This window comes from Nostoc sp. (assembly GCF_036917935.1).
Lineage (GTDB): Bacteria > Cyanobacteriota > Cyanobacteriia > Cyanobacteriales > Nostocaceae > Nostoc.
In genome coordinates this window covers 538,604-556,980 of the sequence record NZ_JBALEL010000002.1, presented here as the reverse complement: position 1 = coordinate 556,980, position 18,377 = coordinate 538,604, and the positions used below count along the sequence as shown (strand labels likewise).

17 protein-coding genes are annotated in these 18,377 nt (G+C 44.2%); 4 read left to right on the top strand and 13 right to left on the bottom strand.

What is annotated here, in order from left to right; all coding sequences use genetic code 11:
* The first annotated feature begins 318 nt into the window (after positions 1-318).
* Positions 319-699: a hypothetical protein gene (locus tag V7K62_RS02700; RefSeq protein ID WP_334861395.1), complete on the top strand. Its 381-nt coding sequence runs from the start codon at positions 319-321 to the stop codon at positions 697-699.
* A 256-nt stretch (positions 700-955) separates the two neighbouring features.
* On the opposite strand, the gene V7K62_RS02695 is transcribed toward V7K62_RS02700, so the two are convergent.
* Positions 956-3,631 (bottom strand): DEAD/DEAH box helicase, encoded by a 2,676-nt coding sequence (locus V7K62_RS02695; protein WP_334861393.1) that lies wholly within the window; start codon positions 3,629-3,631, stop codon positions 956-958.
* 761 nt (positions 3,632-4,392) lie between these two features.
* On the opposite strand from V7K62_RS02695, the gene V7K62_RS02690 reads away from it, so the two are divergent.
* Positions 4,393-4,728 carry a hypothetical protein gene (locus tag V7K62_RS02690; RefSeq protein ID WP_334861391.1) on the top strand — a complete coding sequence of 112 codons (336 nt, stop codon included), beginning with the start codon at positions 4,393-4,395 and terminating at the stop codon, positions 4,726-4,728.
* A 210-nt stretch (positions 4,729-4,938) separates the two neighbouring features.
* On the opposite strand, the gene proC is transcribed toward V7K62_RS02690, so the two are convergent.
* Entirely contained in the window at positions 4,939-5,757 is an 819-nt protein-coding gene (gene proC, locus V7K62_RS02685; RefSeq protein ID WP_334861389.1) for a pyrroline-5-carboxylate reductase, read from the bottom strand.
* A gap of 92 nt (positions 5,758-5,849) precedes the next feature.
* On the bottom strand, positions 5,850-6,449 hold the full coding sequence (locus tag V7K62_RS02680; RefSeq protein WP_334861387.1) for a cell division protein SepF: 600 nt from the start codon (positions 6,447-6,449) through the stop codon (positions 5,850-5,852).
* A 68-nt stretch (positions 6,450-6,517) separates the two neighbouring features.
* Between V7K62_RS02680 and V7K62_RS02675 the strand changes: the two genes are divergently transcribed.
* Complete coding sequence (locus tag V7K62_RS02675) at positions 6,518-6,823, top strand: hypothetical protein (protein WP_334861385.1); 306 nt, start codon at positions 6,518-6,520, stop codon at positions 6,821-6,823.
* A gap of 11 nt (positions 6,824-6,834) precedes the next feature.
* Here the strand turns inward: V7K62_RS02675 and V7K62_RS02670 are convergent, their stop codons facing one another.
* From V7K62_RS02670 to psaK, 6 genes are all read right to left on the bottom strand, one after another.
* Entirely contained in the window at positions 6,835-7,503 is a 669-nt protein-coding gene (locus V7K62_RS02670) for a YggS family pyridoxal phosphate-dependent enzyme (protein WP_334861383.1), read from the bottom strand.
* The gene (pipX, locus tag V7K62_RS02665; protein WP_334861381.1) at positions 7,500-7,778 is read right to left on the bottom strand and encodes a transcriptional coactivator PipX; all 279 of its coding nucleotides are present in this window, start codon (positions 7,776-7,778) and stop codon (positions 7,500-7,502) included. The genes V7K62_RS02670 and pipX overlap by 4 nt, the downstream gene beginning before the upstream one ends.
* A gap of 1,161 nt (positions 7,779-8,939) precedes the next feature.
* Positions 8,940-9,860 carry an energy-coupling factor transporter transmembrane component T family protein gene (locus tag V7K62_RS02660; protein ID WP_334861379.1) on the bottom strand — a complete coding sequence of 307 codons (921 nt, stop codon included), beginning with the start codon at positions 9,858-9,860 and terminating at the stop codon, positions 8,940-8,942.
* 144 nt (positions 9,861-10,004) lie between these two features.
* The gene (gene der, locus V7K62_RS02655) at positions 10,005-11,375 is read right to left on the bottom strand and encodes a ribosome biogenesis GTPase Der (protein WP_334861377.1); all 1,371 of its coding nucleotides are present in this window, start codon (positions 11,373-11,375) and stop codon (positions 10,005-10,007) included.
* A gap of 348 nt (positions 11,376-11,723) precedes the next feature.
* Positions 11,724-12,920 (bottom strand): site-2 protease family protein, encoded by a 1,197-nt coding sequence (locus V7K62_RS02650; protein WP_334861375.1) that lies wholly within the window; start codon positions 12,918-12,920, stop codon positions 11,724-11,726.
* A gap of 275 nt (positions 12,921-13,195) precedes the next feature.
* Positions 13,196-13,450, bottom strand: a complete 255-nt coding sequence (gene psaK, locus V7K62_RS02645) for a photosystem I reaction center subunit PsaK (RefSeq protein WP_334861373.1) — start codon at positions 13,448-13,450, stop codon at positions 13,196-13,198.
* 121 nt (positions 13,451-13,571) lie between these two features.
* On the opposite strand from psaK, the gene V7K62_RS02640 reads away from it, so the two are divergent.
* A complete protein-coding gene (locus tag V7K62_RS02640) occupies positions 13,572-14,228 on the top strand; it encodes a phosphoribosylanthranilate isomerase (RefSeq protein WP_334861371.1) in 657 nt (218 codons plus the stop codon).
* Positions 14,229-14,268: 40 nt separating this feature from the next.
* Here V7K62_RS02640 and folE read toward each other — a convergent pair whose 3' ends face one another.
* The 4 genes from folE to V7K62_RS02620 all read right to left on the bottom strand — a co-directional run bounded on the left by folE (position 14,269) and on the right by V7K62_RS02620 (position 18,241).
* A complete protein-coding gene (gene folE, locus V7K62_RS02635) occupies positions 14,269-14,976 on the bottom strand; it encodes a GTP cyclohydrolase I FolE (RefSeq protein ID WP_334861369.1) in 708 nt (235 codons plus the stop codon).
* Positions 14,977-15,053: 77 nt separating this feature from the next.
* Positions 15,054-15,779 (bottom strand): SDR family oxidoreductase, encoded by a 726-nt coding sequence (locus V7K62_RS02630; protein ID WP_334861367.1) that lies wholly within the window; start codon positions 15,777-15,779, stop codon positions 15,054-15,056.
* 355 nt (positions 15,780-16,134) lie between these two features.
* A complete protein-coding gene (locus tag V7K62_RS02625; protein ID WP_322727248.1) occupies positions 16,135-17,115 on the bottom strand; it encodes an acetyl-CoA carboxylase carboxyltransferase subunit alpha in 981 nt (326 codons plus the stop codon).
* A gap of 106 nt (positions 17,116-17,221) precedes the next feature.
* The gene (locus V7K62_RS02620) at positions 17,222-18,241 is read right to left on the bottom strand and encodes a long-chain acyl-[acyl-carrier-protein] reductase (protein WP_334861364.1); all 1,020 of its coding nucleotides are present in this window, start codon (positions 18,239-18,241) and stop codon (positions 17,222-17,224) included.
* Positions 18,242-18,377 lie beyond the last annotated feature (136 nt).

Below are 18,377 nucleotides of genomic sequence, written 5' to 3'. Positions count from 1 at the left end.
TTTAAAGGGTTAGAGCCGCTAATTACAAGCTTTAATTTAATTAAGCTCTTATACTTACATCAAGCAAACAATCACCATCTTGCGAATATACCGCGAATTGAAATTTGCTGAAGTACACAACTTAAGTCTCAATACCAGACATCAACCCTGTTTGATTGCTGAATTATGCTGTAGCAAATAATTTGTGATCAAACTGGGTAGAGATGGAACTTTCTTAGTTAACAAGTGTCTATCTAGCTATTCTCAGGTAAAATTCACTTGAAGTTTGAAAGTTAATCGAATACCCTAAGCTAGTAGACTATTTTCTCAAGGAAATCTATGAACAAAAAAATTCTTCTGAATTTGCTTTCCACTTCCTCAATTTTTGTGTCGATGATGTCTACGCTGGCGGTATTTAATCCTGCCCATGCTAGTACTAGCATTACACAGCGATTACTGCACACACAAGACGGTCGCACCTGTATCACTAACCCACATGGTGGAAAAGATTTTGTGTGCATTCGAGATTCAGAGAGAAAACATCCGTATACCTCTACACGTTCCTCAACCATTGTCACATCAGTATCAAATCAGAATGTTGCCATGTTGAACTTTACTGAAGAGGAAAGCGATGCTGCAATTAGAGTATTTGGTTGCGACTGTCCATTATGTGTAAATTCTTTGCGTCAGTTGCAGGGTACTGGAAACTTGGTCTACTAAGATTGAATAGCGCTGATAGCGACTATCACTTTTGTTAGATACACGTGATTAATCACGTAGAGAAGATATACGAAACCAAAAAAGCATTTTTAACTACGTACCACTACTATTATTTGGTCAAGTGTAGATTGATTATAAGGGCGGTTTGTAGGGGCAATTCATGAATTGCCCCTACAGCATCTATTTTGGCGTAAGTCCTGAGAGAAAAAGACGCACAGAAATAATCGAATAGTCTGTGTGCGTCAGAGTATCCTGTTTATTCAACCACCTCATTCACAGGGAATCTATCAATCAACTGCATCGCTCGATAGGCATTACGCTGGAAAGAGTCTGGCAAATGGGGAATGTGGGGTATCTGCGACAATAAATCCAACGTCCGGCGTAAAATTCTCACCACATCGCCTTCATCCAAAGTAGTGTTCTCGCAGAGTTCTGTCCACTCCACTCCCAGCGCCCATTGTTCCACTATGGCAATTAACTCAAATTCCAACCATATAGGCAGCGCTACGTTATACCGCCGTTGTCGTTGGAACATTTGGTGACGAATTCCCCGCAATTTTTTCAAGGCTTCTGCCACTTCATTACTAAGTTCAAAGTTAACCTTGCTATCTGGACGGGGTGTTTCCATCACCAAAGCCGCTGCTGCTGCTGCTAAATGGTGCGGATCTAAGTTGTCTAATTCACCACTAGCGAATACTAAACCCAGCCACAATTCATTTTCCCCTCGAATGGCGGCAGCGATTCGCCCTAATACTGTGGGGACTAAGTTATCCAAAGCGTCAAAATGTTGCAGAATGGCGATTAAATTGAGAAACTCTTCCCAATGACGTTGTGACTGTTGTTCTACTTGCCCTTGCAACTGTTCGAGTTCGGCTTCTAGTTCGACATAGCGGGCCCGGCGTTTGAAAAGCGTTGCAGCATTGCCTGATTGATGCAGGGGATGAGCTTCTAATTGCTCTTGGACGGCGGTAACGTGACTGAGTTGTTCCGCTACTTCTGGTGCCAAATGTAAAGATTCTATTGGATCGGGAATACGCACAGCGATCGCAAAGCTTTCTTCGTTACCACGGCGCGACTGTCCTGGCTTCAAAGGCATCTCTGGCGGTGGTAGTACATCAGGTGGTACTTCAACTCGCGGTAGTTCGGCATACAAATCGACTACATCCCCTGTAGTTGCCACATACCAGCGGTTATCGTGCCCCAAGCATACCAAGTAAGGAGCTTGACCAGAACCAGACGATTTTCCCACTAAAACTGCCGTTATCGGTGAAGACACTGTGATATTTTTGCCCTTGAGACTTAACAGAGTTCCTGACACTGCAAAGCCCAACATCATCACCAATTCTTCTTGTCGGTTTTCTTGTGCTTGCTCTTGCAAGGTTTTCAATATCTGGCGTTCCACTTTCAGGCGTTGCCGCAATTTTTCATAAATAGCCAGTTCATTTTCATTAACTGCGGCGATTTGCTCATGAAGTTGAGCTAATTGGGTTTGCAATTCGGCAATCTCATCGTATTCAGGCCTTAAATGCAAGGTGGCCATGTACTGCCCAAAACTGCGCTCTATTAGTTCCCTGGTTTGCTCTAGGGTGTGGGTTTGCAGCAAGTTGAGTACCATGCCGTAACTAGGCGTAAACTGGCTAACAAGAGGGTCTGGCTTGGATGTTCCCAAATACGCGGCTTCTTTGGCTCCTTCAAAGGGAGTTTGGACTGTCACCACATAACCTTGTTTATCCATCCCCCGGCGGCCGGCTCGTCCCGCCATTTGCAAAAATTCCGAAGCGTTCAACAGGCGATGTCCAGTGTCGGTACGCTTAGAAAGGGTAGAAATTACCGTTGTTCGGGCGGGCATATTAATTCCCGCTGCTAGTGTCTCAGTGGCGAATACTACTTTAATCAACCCTTGCTGAAATAGTTCTTCTACCAGTGCTTTCCAAGCAGGCAAAATCCCAGCGTGGTGGGCAGCAATTCCCCGATACAGGGGTGCAATTTGTCCAGAACGCCCTGCTTCGGGATTACGGGCTAAAAAGTCATCAATCTGTTCTCGTAAAATTTGGGACTCTTCACTATTTACCAGCCATAAATCACCCACTTCCGCCACTGCTTTATCACATCCTCGGCGGCTGAAAATAAAGTAAATCGCTGGTAGCATATCCCGTTGCTCTAATTGGCTGAGGGTATAAATTATGCCAGGAGCTTCCGGTCTACCACTTCTGCCTCTGTCCCTTTCTCCCCCTTTCCCCTTCTTCTTCTGAAGGCGGGGGTTGATTTTAGTTTTGCTATCATTCAGTAGGGGAAATAACCCTTTAGGATTGCAAAAGTGAAATTCCAAGGGGACTGGGCGAAAATCGGAGTAAATCAGGTCAGTTGGGCCGTGAACGCGATTTAGCCAATCAGTGAGTTGATCGCTATTGGCAACCGTTGCTGAGAGGGCTGCTAGTTGCACTTCACGGGGACAATAGATGATCGATTCTTCCCAAACTGTACCGCGCTGGCGATCGTTCATGTAGTGGCATTCATCAAGGATCACCGCTTCAACGTCTACTAACGAGATGCCGATTTGGCCAATCGGTGTGCCATAGAGCATGTTTCGGAAAATTTCTGTGGTCATCACCAAAATCGGTGCATCCCTGTGAATGGAAGCATCTCCAGTTAACAGTCCGACTTGATCAAACCCGAATTTTTCTCGAAAGTCACGTAATTTTTGATTCGACAGCGCCTTCAGAGGAGTAGTATAAAATACACGTTTTCCTCGCGCTAGGGCGCGATAAATGGCGTATTCTCCTACTAATGTTTTGCCCGAACCTGTGGGGGCACATACGACTACCGAGCGTCCGGCGTTTAGGGACGCGATCGCTTCTTTTTGAAACTGATCCAGATCAAAGGGAAATATAGACCCTAAGTCAAGTTCTGGAGACGGTGCAGGATAATTCACTCAATCACATTTGCAACCAGATTGTTTACTATACTAACGAGTCTTTTGTCAACTTCGTTAGAGATTGGGCATTGGGCATTGGATATTGGTTGGGCATTAGATATTGTAAAACTCTTACCCCCAGGAATTAGCTATCTATCAGCAACAAGTGAGACTGCAAGCTTAAGTCGAAGCCAAATCACAACTGCAAGCAATTAATAGTACATGATTTTGGACTTTGGCTTAGAGATGCTTATTTCCGTACTTTAGATTTTGAATCTCCATTAGCAAAAATTGCTGCTCAAATCCTGAAATCGGAAAAACTTAACTTTCTAAGTTACGGTTTCTTCGTCAAAAAGCCAACAGCAGATAGTCTTGTAGGATGGCATCAACAGTTAAAAGATAATAAGCCTATTTCTCACATATCTCGGCTCAATCCACCATTTGGGTAAAACCTTTTTAATCGAGACTTAACCAAAATTTATCAAGAATGTTTCTTTTTTATAAGTATGTTTCTAGTAAAGTTTCGTAAATTATCTATAGTTGTACCATGAAAATTCGTAGAACTTTGATTGGATTGACAATTGGTGTGCTTTCTGCAATAACCATTTCTGATATCTGGAATATTCACAAGGTAAAGGCTGAATCTGTCAATTATACCAACTCAGAACGGGCCGTTTGCAGAAAGTTTGTTTCTGGTACATGTATTCAGACAATATCTGATTCAACAGGTAAGGGGAGCATCTCGCGCACTTATCACACTGACCACTGACGGTAATATCTTGGTTACAGACTCTAATCAGGGTGGTGTTTACCAAGGTAAAAATCAGTTCAATCCTTTCAGTACCTCTCAGGGTTCTTGGAAGTGTAATAATAATGGGGACATTACCGCCACGACATTAAACTTCAATTTATCAGGTACTCTACCTCTAGCAAGCAATCCTCTTGGCATTGGTGGGCAAAATTATAGCATGAGGTTCAATCAAAGTACTCAAACGCTGCAAGGAAGAATCCAGGTTCGTTTCTTTGATTTAAATGCAACTGTGCAAGAAGCTAATGGTTGCAAAGGGGTACCGCTTACGTTTACATTTACCGCACAGCGCGTTACCACTAAGTAAACCAAAAACATTTTTCCCAAATTGAGAATAATTCACCAAAAATCCCTCAATCAATCTGGAAGAGGGATTAGTCTTTTGGTGTCGCTTTTGCATCTCCCTGTATTTCAGCGATAAACCGATCCATCGCTCTAGATGCTTCTCGATACTGGGGTGAGGTACTGGAGAACTGTTACTTATGTCTTCATTCCCCATTCCCCATGCCCTAGTCTCTCATTTTCCTAGCTCTTGCGATCGCTCTGTGGCAGCTTTGACTGCTTCAATCAAAGCTGAACGAAATCCTGCCTGTTCTAGCTTGGCAATCCCCGCAATGGTTGTACCGCCAGGGCTGGTAACACGATCTTTGAGTTCTGCTGGGTGCATTTTGGTTTCCTGCAACAGTTTCGCTGTTCCCAGTACGGTTTGCAAGGCTAGTTGATTGGCAATTACTCTAGGTAAACCTGCGGCTACTCCGCCATCAGCAAGTGCTTCTACTAACAGCGCCACGTAAGCGGGGCCGCTACCAGATAGGCCTGTAACTGCATCCATCAGACCTTCTGACACTTCCACGACTTCACCCACAGCAGAAAAAACTTGCTGTGCTATTTGGTGATGCTTGGGGCTGGTATATGCACCTAAACAAATCGCGGTAACTCCTGCTCCCACAGTGGCCGGGGTGTTGGGCATTGCTCTAATCACTGGCAATTGCACAAATGCAGCTTCTAGCTGACTTAAAGGGACACCCGCCAAAATGGAAATGATCAAGGGTGAGTGTTCTCTATTAAGAATATCAATATGTGCTAATTCTTGAGCGATCGCACTAAATACCTGCGGTTTCACTGCCAAAAATAGAACTTCTTTGGCTTCGGTGAAAACCTGGCTATTATCTATCGTCACAGCAACACCGTATTGCTGTTTTAAAAAATCTAGGCGTGAAGATAGCGGTTCGCTAACGATGACTTCTGATGATTGATAAATTCCACGCGTGATTAGGCGGGATAAGAGCGCTTCTCCCATTACCCCACCACCAATTAGGCCAAATTTTATAGTCATTGATTGTTAATCATTAGTCATTAGTCGTTTGTCATTTATCACTATGAGCAAAACCCAGCACAAATGACAAAGGACTAACTACTAATTTAACTTTATTGTGCCATCCGGTTAGTTTCGTTGCCCCAGGTTTGATTTGGAGTACCTGTAGGACGAGATGGACGCGCTGGTGGTTGTGGTACTTCATGAAGAACGCCACCTTGGGTGCTAACTTGGACACAGCTTGGTGTAAACAAAAAGATGCTCTCACCGATGCGCTCTTGATGTCCATCTAGTGCGTAAGTACCACCTGCAACAAAATCTACTGCTCGTTGAGCTTGATCGGGGTCCATGATTGTCAGATTTAATACCACCGACTTGCGTTCTCGCAGCGCTTGAATTGCCTGGGGCATTTCTTCAAAGGTGCGTGGTTCGAGTACTAAAACTTCTGAAATTCCGTTAATTGCTCCTGGCATACCAATCACATTCCCCATTGGCTTTTGACCTGCTGTCATATCATCTCCCATTGTAGGCACTGGTTCCCGCCAGCGTCGATTTTGAGCGCCTGTACTCTCTTGTGCTGCTGGTTGGGGATTTTCTTGCTGATACAGATTTTGGTAATTCTTATCTGTTTCTGGTTCTTCTTCGTAATACTCGTATTCCACTTGCTCATTTAGACCCACAAAGTCTCTGAGTTTAGAAAATATATTGTTCATTGTGTGTGTACTCTCCTGATGCGAATAGCCTGCATTGACTTGGCTGAGGATTGATTGAGTTAGGAGCGATGCCTGCGGCGGTAAACTACGCTACATCGGTGGATACTTCGGCAAGTGTATTGCTATTTGTAGCCCATACTACGGGTTTTGGCGATGAACTGACACTTATTGAAAAGGCCTGTGCATCGCCTAAACATAATAATGAGTCCAAATTATATCCTAAGGTTTATCCGAAGGAAACTTCTTTATACCCCATTTTCCCTTGGCGATTGCTCTTGTCAATACTATATCCTTTGTTTCCGATTGCACCAGTCTGTTACAAAATTCTTGTCATCAAAGCCAAGGCTTCTATTAATACTGAAGAGCAAGGCTGATGATTAATCGGCTAAGAGCGATCGCCAAACAATATTGTTCCTAATCGTACCATCGTTGCGCCTGCTTGCACTGCCAGTTCGTAGTCGCCTGACATACCCATAGATAGGTGCTGCATTTTAATGTGCGGCCAGTTTTGCTCCTGGATTTGTTTCGCTAGCTCACGATTGAGATTAAACACACTAAGAATTTCGGAATTATTTAATCCTGAAGGCGGAATTGTCATCAAACCTTGAATTTGTAAACTTTTGTATTGATTGAGTGTGGGTAAATCAGCCAAAAGTTCTGGCACACTCCAACCAGACTTGTTGGGATCGGGGAGAATTTTCACTTGCAGGCAAACCTGGGGACTCACTCCTAGCTGTTGCGCCAATTGGTCTAAGCGCTGTGCCAGCTTCAAATTATCCACGGAGTGAATCCAAGGGAAATGCTCGATGGCTTTTTTGGCTTTATTGCTTTGCAAATGTCCAATAAAGTGCCAGGTAATATCCGGTAAGTCTTGCAACTCGGCTTGTTTGCTGGCAGCTTCTTGGATACGACTCTCCGCAAAATCACGAATTCCGGCGTTGTATGCAGACCGAATGGCCTGGGCAGAAACTTGCTTGCTAACAGCAATCAATTTGACTGAAGTTGGCAGTGAGGAGCGAATAGAAACAATACGTTCGGAAATCGAACTGTTCATTGGAAGGTGCGCTGGAAAACACTCTGAAGCTGATCGTACTCCTGAGATTGCCCACTGCGCCGCAGGGTACGTAAGCGATTTTCCAGCATCATTCTCGCCTCAGTACGTCCTAGAGACTGGAATTTAACACCTTTAACGTCATTTGCCACCAAAAAGAATAAGCGCTGGGCATAAAGTGTGGTGAACAAATCCTGGTTCTCATCAACCATACAGATTTTGTAGAGTAAACCCCAAGTTGGATGGTTTATGTAAGTTTCTGGGTTTTCTGGATTCATTTAAGAGTCAAGGTGTAGTCAAGGTGGAAGTATGTATATCTTTTCGCAGTGAATTCCAAACATTCAGACGATAATACCAACATTCGCCAGAATATTTGGTTAAAATGCGAAACTGCGGTTACGAAGACCTTGATCTAGTTCCTAATGGGCAGATGAAGCTAGTGGTAGTGAAGCGTTATGGTACAACAGAAGCCGCGAAGCGTAGATTCAAAGAGTAGAGGCTGATCGATAAGTATCACCATCTGCTTTGGTGACTTCAATTTACTAAGCTGTAGAGACAAGGCACAAACCATTCCTGATCCTCTTATTGAAAGTTCGACGTGGGAAGGAAAAACACCCTTTGAAGTTCCAACGGCAACGGCGAATTTTTCAACTTCTTTCCATACTGCCACAACTGTCGCTGAATGGCACAAAATTGTAATTGGGGAGTGGAATAGGAAAGAAAACTATCTTTTTATTGATTATAGGACTTACGCATTGACAGAAAAAACCGGATATGCAGTAGGGATTTAGCATTACTCATTGGTGTCAACCTAAGCTAAAACTCCTTTAAAACCTCGTTTACAGCCTCTGGCTGGAAATGCACCTCATTGCGGCTCTGCCGCAAGTCAAGAGCCGCAGCCTCTCATAGGCATTCCCAGTCAAATACTGGGAACGAGACAAAAAACAGACAAAAGGTCTATCGATTATCTAGGATTTTCAGTGGTGCAATTTGTGCCTGAGCGTTGTGCAGAGATTCATAATGGTACTGGGTAAAAAATATTGAGATTAGTTTTTAGTGTTCGCATAACGCTGCTTCATACCAAAAATCTACGGTAAATGGTAGGGGATCAATTTTATGGCTGGGTAGCTGTTCAATTTTCTATGCCACATCGTTACCTATAGCTCAATACGGTTCAATTAAGGCTTAACTCTTTGTCAAAGTCAATTTTTTAACATAGACGCGGAGCGGCTTGCCGCAGGCTACCACAGAGCCGCAGAGAACACTGAGAGAAGAAGGATGTTTTTTTTATTTCTGAATTCTACTGTATTACCTCTTATAGCGGTTCTCAGTTGAGTTAGATACAAGAACCCCACCCCCCAACCCCCTCCCCGCAAGCGAGGAGGGGGCTATGACGTACCTCATTTAGGAAACGCTATACCATTTATCTCGGTGCAAAATTAGACCTGAGTTCCTATAGCTAGCCGTATTCCCCAGAATAAGATTAAAGTTGCGATCGCAAGCCAGTCACGCCCTTTTAATCGTAAGTCGTGCCACTGGACTCGATGCTCATTGGGACTGGTAAAACCCCTTACCATCATTGCATTCGCCATTTGATCGGCTCGTAAGAGCAAATTTTCTAAAAGTCTCTCTGCGACTGTCATCCAAACCTTGAATGCTCCTTTTAATCCCAGCTTTTTCCAATTAATTGCCCTTGTCATCACGGAGCGAAATAAGTTTTGCACTTCTTCCAAAACCAAGGGAATAAAGCGCAAGGATAACGTTAAAGTCAAAGCAATTTCTGTGACAGGCAACTTGAAGCGGCGCAAGGGTTGCATTAAGCTTTCTATGCCAGATGTGATTTCTTCTGGTGCAGTTGTCAGCAGATATAGATTGGTGCTGTAAATGACGGTAAATATAAGTGTACTCAGGCGTACTGCCAAACTCAAGGAGTAGCGAGTCACTTTCACCGGGCCTTTGTGAAATAGTACGTAGCTGTATGCTTTTTTCTCAGATGCTGGCTCTTGAACAAGATTATTAGAGTTTGCTGGCTGGGTTAATATTTGTTCATTAGCTGGCAGGCGTGACTGATAATCTACACCCAGTCCATCAGGACTGATGGCTGCGATCGCTAAGACAAAAAACGATAGTATTAATAGCCAACCCATTTGCTGCTGCCATACTCGTCGCGGAATTCTGGCAATCAAGGTGAGAAAAATCAATGCTACCACTAACAGTACTCGCCAAAAGTTGTTGGCTAAAACATAGCTTGTTAAAAAGCTCATCAACCAGGCGAACTTGACTCGCGGATCGATTTTATGCAGCCAAGTTTGGGGTTGTTCTAAATAAAGTCCAAGTGGCAGCGATCGCAATAAATCCATTTTAGAGTTAGGAGTGACGAATGAAGAGTTAGGAGTTTTGACTTTAACTCATAACTTTTACCTTGTGCCGCGATCAAACTTAAGTCGATAGGGTTCTCTAATTAGCAATTTTGGCTTTAACTCATAACTCCTAACTCATAATTCCTAACTTATTTTGACGCGAGTTGCTCTATTAACATTACCACTTTCGGCATCACGGACTTTTTTGCTTCGCCACAACAATATAATTGGTGTGCCTTTAAATCCTAGCTGTTGACGAAATTGGCGTTCAATGTAGCGACGGTAGTTGTCGTTGAAGCGTTTGGAGTCGTTGACAAATAGGGCGATCGTTGGTGGTTGGCTACTGACTTGTGTACCATAATAAATCTTGCCCTGACGCCCACCACGAGATGCTGGCGGTGAATGCCAACTGACGGCATCTGTTAAAACTTCGTTAATTACTGATGTGCTGACACGGCGTTTGTGTGATTCAGCCGCCGTTTTCACCAATTCGAGAATCTTTTCTACTCGTTGTCCTGACAAGGCACTCACAAATATTGTTTCTGCCCATTCGGTAAAATGTAACCGTGATTGCAGAGTTTTTTCGTAGTCGTAGATTGTATAAGAGTCTTTTTCGACGGCATCCCACTTATTAACGACGATGATGCAAGCTCGACCTTCTTCGATAATCCGCCCAGCTAATTTTTGGTCTTGCTCGGTGACTCCATCCACGGCATCTATTACTAATAAAACCACGTCAGCGCGGCGAATCGCTTTGAAAGCGCGGTTAATACTAAAGAATTCTGTGCCGTATTCGATATGTTTCTTTTTACGAATGCCGGCAGTGTCAATCAAGCGGTAAGTTTGTCCTTCCCGTTCAATGACGGTATCAATAGCATCGCGAGTGGTACCGGAAATGGGGCTGACAATTGCCCTTTCTTCCCCGACAAAAGAATTGAGTAAGCTCGATTTGCCGACATTCGGGCGTCCCACAATTGCTACTTTGATTTCATTCGTGTCTGGAATGTCTTCAATCGCAGGGATGTGATTAATTAACTCGTCGAGTAGCTCTCCTGTGCCACTGCCATGAATCGCGGAGATGGGGTAAGGTTCGCCCAATCCCAATTCCCAAAATTCGGCAGCTTGCATTAAGCCTTGTTCTGGGGATTCACATTTATTTACAGCTAGTAGCACAGGTACGCGTTGTTGGCGCATCCATTCGGCGATTTCTAAATCTGCCGATGTGGGGCCTGTTTGACCATCGACTACAAAAATAGCGCCACATGCTTCTGCAAGGGCTGTCATTGCCTGTTGACGAATCAGTGGTAAAAATTCGGTATCATCATTAAAAACTAAACCACCAGTGTCTACCACTAAAAATTCGCGACCATTCCAGAAAGCTGGTAAATAGGTGCGATCGCGTGTCACTCCCGGTTCATCATGGACAATCGCCGTTTGTTCCCCGGCGAGTCGATTAACCAGGGTGGATTTGCCCACATTTGGGCGTCCGATAATTGCAACAATTGGCAGTGCCATAAAACCAGGGTAAGTGAGAGGTGTAGTATATCACGTCCTTACATTTTACTCACTTTAAACTGGAAGTTTTAATTTAATTTTCCCATCATCTGAGGCGATGTCAAAGAAACCTCTCCCTGCTTTTACTACGTAAAACCGTCCCTCTCGGAGTCGGAGAGGGAAAGACTTGAACTAACTTTAGTTCAAGGCAGGGAGAGGTTTATCCAACTCAGTTACTTTGAAAAATAAAAAAGGTAGGAAAAAATCCTACCTTTTACCCAAAAAAAGCATTTTGTAACCAAATACCAAATTCAATATCACACACGCTTTTGACGTATCTATTGCAAACCTATGACGAGTGTATGACGTTTAATTTGTAGTTGATTTTGCGATTACTCCCAGTTGCAACCCAGGTGGATAGTTACCTTCTTCCTTGATGCGCTTAATTTCAGCATCGGTTATCTGCAAATTTAACTTCTGTGCTAGCGATCGCACAATATCTCCCCGGTCAATGACACCAGCTACGGCACCAGCGGGAGAAAGGACGGTAATTCTAGGTAACTGCTCATTTTCTAGCTTGTTAATGACCTCAGCGATCGATGTTGATTCCCCAACGGTAGGTATTTCTGTCAGCGGATGCACTATGCTGTGTAAAGTTTCGGTTTCCCATTCACCCCTTTGGGTTAAACGGAAATCGTCAATGGAAACTAGACCCCGGTAACGTCCATCAGAAGCAGCAAAATAAACCTGTGAGGGAGAGGTTTCTAAGAGGTATAAATCGGCAAAGGAACGCAATGTCTGGTCAGCATCAATGACACGAAAATCACGAGTCATCGCATCGACCGCCGCCACCTTGAGTAGGCTTTCTTGCAATGTAGTCATGTTGTCATAGTTGCTGGCGTTGCGGACAGCAAACCAACCTAACAGCGCAATCCACAAACCAACTACTAATTCCCTTGTCACGAAATCGACAACAAATCCGAAAGCGATCGCACTATAACCCAATATTTGCCCAGCCTTTGCAGCCCAGTGTACGGCTTGAAAACGATTACCTGTGATTTGCCATAGTGCTGCTTTTAACACTTGCCCCCCATCTAGAGGTAAGCCAGGAATCAGGTTAAATAGTGCCACCACTAAGTTAATTCTCGCCAAATCTCCGACCATGATACTGAGAGGATTAGTATCAGGGATTACAAAAACTGCCAGACGGAGCAGAAAAAATAGGATGATACTCACCAAAGGGCCAGCGATCGCTACTTGAAAGGCTTTGAAAGGAGTTTTAGATTCTTCTTCAATGGCAGCAATCCCGCCAAACATAAATAGGGTAATTGAATTAACTCTAATGCCTTGCGATCGGGCTACCAAGCTATGACCCAATTCATGTAACAACACCGAACCAAATAGCAGCAGTGCCATAACTATTCCAGCACTCCAAGCTATAACACTCCCCCATTCCTGATAAGCTACCCCAAAATTCAGGGTTGCCAACCCTAAAATCACAAACCATAACGGGTCTAAAAACAGGGGAATTCCAAATAATGACCCAATTCTCCAATTTGTTTGCATTACACTGCCCTAAAACTAGATATCGCTAGTACTTTTTATACTGAGATACTATGCATATTCGTATACACATTTATGTCGAGCATCAATTCGGTAGTAACAAGTGACTAAATGCTCTTATTTCTAGAATAGACAATTAATGCCTGTGAGCAAAACTCTGGAATTGGGAATTGGGCATGGGTCATAAGTTATTTCTTTCCTACTCCCCTGCCCAAAATCATTTTTAGGAGTTTTGCATTGATAGCGGGGTTACAAGTAACACCTCTGTGATCACAAAACTATAGACGACCGATGTTAGTCAATCCTAAAACGATGCCAACGCCAATAATATGACCAAAAGCCATAGCAGCAGCGAATGTGGGAATACTAATTGGCAGGATAGGGAACTTGGGGCCAACTAGGGGTTGTTCAATTTTAGTACTTAGTAAAACCATTACTAAGCTACTGATGCTGATGATGATTCCTACTGTGGGATTCCACGCAGGTGTTGCGGGAACAGATGCCGCTACTGCTAGTAAAATAGAGGAAATCAAGCTTTTGTCTCCTGAATAGAAAAGTTAACGTAGACCTACAAGATTATAAAATTACAAGGGCCAAAAATTTTTTAGATAGTTTAGACTTTTCTGATGATTAGTTTAAATTTGTTAAATATTCATGCGCGTTAAGATTTGCGGCATTACTCAACCACAGCAGTCTATAGCGATCGCCTCTCTAGGCGCAACGGCACTAGGATTTATTTGTGTGCCAAACTCACCTCGCTACGTGACTACATCCCAAATTCGGGCAGCAGTGGCAGAACTCCCGGCAAATATTGACACAATTGGGGTTTTTGCCAACGCTAGTATCCCTGAAATCAGTCAGATAGTTGCTGATTCTGGGTTGACTGGTGTGCAGTTACACGGAGATGAGTTACCAAATTTTTGCGACCAATTACGTCAAGCTTTACCCAATGTCGAAATTATTAAAGCACTGAGAATTCGTAGTCTTGAGCATCTTGACACAGCGGTTGATTACACCAAATATGTCGATACTTTGCTACTTGATGCCTACCATCCGCAACAACTGGGTGGTACAGGAAAAACTTTAGATTGGACGATGCTAGAACAATTCAGCCCTAGTTGTCCTTGGTTTTTAGCAGGGGGACTAACAGCCGATAATATTGTGGAAGCCCTAAATCAAGTTAATCCTAGCGGCGTTGATTTATCTAGTGGTGTGGAACGGACACCGGGAGATAAGGATTTAGATAAAGTAGCCAAGTTGTTTGAGAAATTGGGGAGTCGGGAGTGGGGAGTGGGAAGTAGGAGGAGATAAGGCAGACAAGGATAATAACCCATTCCCCATTCCCCACTCCTTAAAAGAACGCTGGTTGGTGGCGAATCAAGTTAAAAAATTCTTCGCGGGTTTTGTGGTCTTCTTGGAACACACCAACCATTGCGCTAGTGACAGTCCAAGAACCTGGTTTTTGGACACCCCGCATCACCATGCACATGTGGCTAGCTTCCATCACTACGGCAACGCCTTGAGGTTCCAGAATGGTCTGAATTGCTTCGGCAATTTGGCGGGTTAACCTCTCTTGTACTTGCAAGCGACGGGAATACATCTCAACAATCCGGGCCAGCTTACTTAGTCCCACAACTTTTTGATTGGGGATATAAGCAACATGCGCTCTACCCATAAATGGCAGCATGTGGTGTTCGCATAAACTAAAGAAATTAATATCTCTAACTAATACCATCTCGCTATGCCCTTCATCAAAGATCGCATCGTTAACGATTTCTTCAAGGGATTGGCTGTAGCCACTGGTAAGAAACCGCATTGCTTCGGCCACTCGTTTGGGTGTTTTCAGGAGTCCTTCGCGTTCAGGGTCTTCGCCGACTCCCAATATTAGTGTTCGCACGGCGTCCTTCATTTCCTCCAAATGTTCCTCTTTTGGCGGGAACACATCTGGTTGTCGCCCGTTATGAGTATTGCGATCGGGTCTAGGAGTTATGGCTTCTGCCAAGTCGGGAATCAGAGGCGATTGAGAGCAATTAGAACCGTTAGAACTAGCAATAGTCATGATTCAGTCTTGGTTATGGTTTAGTCATTAGTCATTAGTCATTGGTCATTTGCAAAAGACAAAGGACGCAGGACTAATTAGAGTGCGCCAGCGCTGGGCATCAGGGTCAATTCATCAATAACTGCCTGTTGTGGTAACAAAACTGTGTAGAGAATTGACTGAGCCACAATTTCCGGGGTTAACATTTTGGAACGGTCTAAGTCGACATGGACTGTTTCTGTATCCCAAAGTTCGGTATTGACTGCGCCGGGACAGATAGCCGTGACCCGAATGCCGTGGGTGCGTTCTTCTTGTGCCAGGGTTTGAGAGAGGGCTATCAAACCGGCTTTGCTGACGCTGTATGCTCCCCAACCGGGAAAAGGTTGCTTGGCGGCAATTGAGGCGACGTTGATAATTGTGCCTGTGCCCCGATCGCGCATTGAAGGTAAAATCCCCACAATGCACTGAAATACGCTGGTGAGATTCAAGTTAATTACCTCCTGCCAGTCCTCTAGGGGAGTTTCGCTCAAAGTGCCTGTATAGGCGATGCCAGCACTGTTTACCAGAATGTCTAGATCACCAAAGTCAAGGGCGATCGCTTCGATCTTTTCTTTGACTTCGGAGAGCCGCGCTAAATCTACAGCGTAAGCTTTCGCTTCCACCCCAGTATGCTCTACAGCTTCTCTTACCGCCTCCAACTTATCCAAAGAACGGCTGACTAAGGCGACATCTATTCCCGCTTTCGCAAAGGCTAAAGCCGTTGCTTTTCCAATTCCACTACTTGCCCCAGTAATCAGGGCGCGTCGTTTTTGCTCAACACTCATGGTGTCTCCCAATTTTTTGGCAGTTCCCAAAGCCTATTACCATCCAATTATTCACACTTCTCGGTTTGGATAGATTAAAGGAATCTAAAAATCTGATGATTTCCATTAAGCAAATGCTATGATGCAGCACAATAGTCCGCATTTTGTGGGTTTTACTAGTCAAGACAACAAATCATTGCTTAGAAAACCACGTCGTACATTCCAATTAGATTATTTACATAATACAAAACCCACTCAATCAAATTGAGTAGATTTACCAAATATGCAAATGCCTATGGCTAGATTGTTAAAAATCTTTAAGCACATAGGCAATTATAGCATTGCTGCTTTGCTAATCAATTATTAGGCAGTGCCGTTAGTGGGCAACTTCTGTAAAAACACCAATTTTGCGGAATTTTTCATAGCGCATTTGGCGGCGTTCTGGAGCGGTTAAACGATTGAGTTCGTCCAAATTTTCCATCAGCACTTGCTTAAGAGTAGTAGCGGCTTTTAAAGGATCGGAATGAGCGCCACCAGTCGGTTCAGGCAGTATTTGGTCGATAATTCCCAACTTTTTCAAGTCGTGGGAAATAATTTTTAGAGCTACGGCGGCTTGGGGAGCTTTACCAGCATCTTTCCATAAAATGGCGGCACAGGCTTCGGGGGTGGCGACGGTATAAACGGAGTGTTCAAACATCAGTAGGCGATCGCCTACGCCAATACCGAGTGCGCCACCGGAACCACCTTCACCGATAACTGTGCAGATAATTGGCACATCTAAGCAGAACATTTCCCGCAAGTTGTAGGCGATCGCTTCTCCTTGACCTTGGTGTTCTGCTTCTACCCCAGACCAAGCTCCTGGTGTGTCGATAAAAGTTAGTATCGGCATACTAAACTTGTTAGCGTGTTCCATCAACCGCATGGCTTTGCGGTAGCCGCCAGGGTAAGGCATTCCAAAGTTACGGGCAATATTGTCTTTAGTATCGCGACCTTTTTGATGACCCAACATCACCACAGGTTGCCCACTCAGACGACCGACACCACCAACTAAAGCCGGATCGTCACCACCAGTGCGATCGCCATGCAATTCCATCCATTCATCACTAATTGCCTGAATGTAATCGAGAGTACTGGGGCGACGCGGATGACGAGCGACTTGCAATCGCTGGGACGGGGATAGACTAGTGAAAATTTCCTCACGCAGTTGCATGGCGCGTGCTTCTAGTTGACGAATTTGACCAGAAACATCAACGCCATTTTCTTCTGCAAGTTGCCGAATTTGATCGATTCGGGTTGCGAGTTCTGCTAGGGGTTTTTCAAAATCTAACAGTAGCGGTTTACGCTCGGTAGTTGCCATCGTAGGGGTTATGAATTACGAGTTATAAGTTATCTATCCTTTGTCTTTTGTCACTTGTCCTTTGTCCTTTGCAAATAACAAATGACTAATGACAAATGACCAATGACTAAACCAGCAGCGGTCTAAATCCATGTTTCACTGATACCCGACCAATCTGCTCCATTTTGTCTACGGTAATCTGATTCCGTCCCCACGAAAAGTTCGTGTATAACTTCTCAAATTCCAGCAACATTGATTCGGCAAAACAAGCAAACAACTGGCGGGCTGGCACGTCCATATTGACGATTTTCATAATTTTCCAGTCAATATCCAGCGAATGCTCTACAATTCCACCATTTAACACGTGTACACCAGGATGCTGAATTTTCGTCGCTAAGTTTTTAGGATAGCCACCATCTATCAACAAGCAGGGTTGTTTTAAACTGGTAGCGTCAATTTCCACGCCTTTGGGCATACTGGCAACCCAAACGACAACATCAGCTAGAGGTAGTGCTTCTGTCAAACCCATGATTTTCCCGCGCCCCAGTTCGCCTTGCAACTCTTTGAGACGTTCTTGATCGCGGGCGATTAGCAGAAGTTCTTGAACATCTGTTTTCGCATCTAGCCAGCGTGTAACTGCACTGCCAATATCCCCAGTTGCCCCACATATAGCAACAGTCGCGTTTGAGAGATCAATTCCCAGTTGTTTCGAGGCTTCTTCCACCTGCTTACAAATAATGTAGGCAGTATGTGTGTTTCCTGTGGTGAAGCGTTCAAACTCTAGTTTAATGTTGCGGACTTGGCTAAACTGCTCTAACTTAAAGTTTTCAAAAATAATTGAGGAAAATCCGCCTAAAGCTGTGATGTTAATGCCGTGCTTCTGTGCATGGGCCATGGCATTGAGGACTTTGCGCGTTGCGGCTTTGATGCGACGGGTAGCCAGCATCTCCGGCAAAAAGCAAGATTCTACATACCGTCCTTCAATTTTTTGCCCAGTGATACTGGTGACAATAATGGTATCGACAATTTGCGGTGGGGCGCTGCACCAAAAGTCTAGCCCTTGATCGGCATATTCTGGGTATCCCAATTCTTTAGCTACCGCTTGAGCGTGTTCTAAGCTAGTCAGATGTCCAATTAGACCAAACATGTAGTGATTATTAGGCTTATGCTGTCTTGAGGCGTGGAATAATAAGTGGTTTAGCAGTCCTGAGTCCTAAGTCCTGAGTTCTGAAGTTCTGAATTTTAATTTGAACTCCTCAGCACTCAGCACTCGTTACTCAGCA

Excerpts from the sequence above, each read along its gene's own strand:
- V7K62_RS02700 (WP_334861395.1), top strand. The coding sequence starts at position 319 with ATGAACAAAAAAATTCTTCTGAATTTGCTTTCCACTTCCTCAATTTTT.
- proC (WP_334861389.1), bottom strand. The coding sequence starts at position 5,757 with ATGACTATAAAATTTGGCCTAATTGGTGGTGGGGTAATGGGAGAAGCG.
- V7K62_RS02680 (WP_334861387.1), bottom strand. The coding sequence starts at position 6,449 with ATGAACAATATATTTTCTAAACTCAGAGACTTTGTGGGTCTAAATGAG.
- V7K62_RS02675 (WP_334861385.1), top strand. The coding sequence starts at position 6,518 with ATGCCTGCGGCGGTAAACTACGCTACATCGGTGGATACTTCGGCAAGT.
- V7K62_RS02670 (WP_334861383.1), bottom strand. The coding sequence starts at position 7,503 with ATGAACAGTTCGATTTCCGAACGTATTGTTTCTATTCGCTCCTCACTG.
- pipX (WP_334861381.1), bottom strand. The coding sequence starts at position 7,778 with ATGAATCCAGAAAACCCAGAAACTTACATAAACCATCCAACTTGGGGT.
- V7K62_RS02660 (WP_334861379.1), bottom strand. The coding sequence starts at position 9,860 with ATGGATTTATTGCGATCGCTGCCACTTGGACTTTATTTAGAACAACCC.
- der (WP_334861377.1), bottom strand. The coding sequence starts at position 11,375 with ATGGCACTGCCAATTGTTGCAATTATCGGACGCCCAAATGTGGGCAAA.
- V7K62_RS02650 (WP_334861375.1), bottom strand. The coding sequence starts at position 12,920 with ATGCAAACAAATTGGAGAATTGGGTCATTATTTGGAATTCCCCTGTTT.
- V7K62_RS02640 (WP_334861371.1), top strand. The coding sequence starts at position 13,572 with ATGCGCGTTAAGATTTGCGGCATTACTCAACCACAGCAGTCTATAGCG.
- folE (WP_334861369.1), bottom strand. The coding sequence starts at position 14,976 with ATGACTATTGCTAGTTCTAACGGTTCTAATTGCTCTCAATCGCCTCTG.
- V7K62_RS02630 (WP_334861367.1), bottom strand. The coding sequence starts at position 15,779 with ATGAGTGTTGAGCAAAAACGACGCGCCCTGATTACTGGGGCAAGTAGT.
- V7K62_RS02625 (WP_322727248.1), bottom strand. The coding sequence starts at position 17,115 with ATGGCAACTACCGAGCGTAAACCGCTACTGTTAGATTTTGAAAAACCC.
- V7K62_RS02620 (WP_334861364.1), bottom strand. The coding sequence starts at position 18,241 with ATGTTTGGTCTAATTGGACATCTGACTAGCTTAGAACACGCTCAAGCG.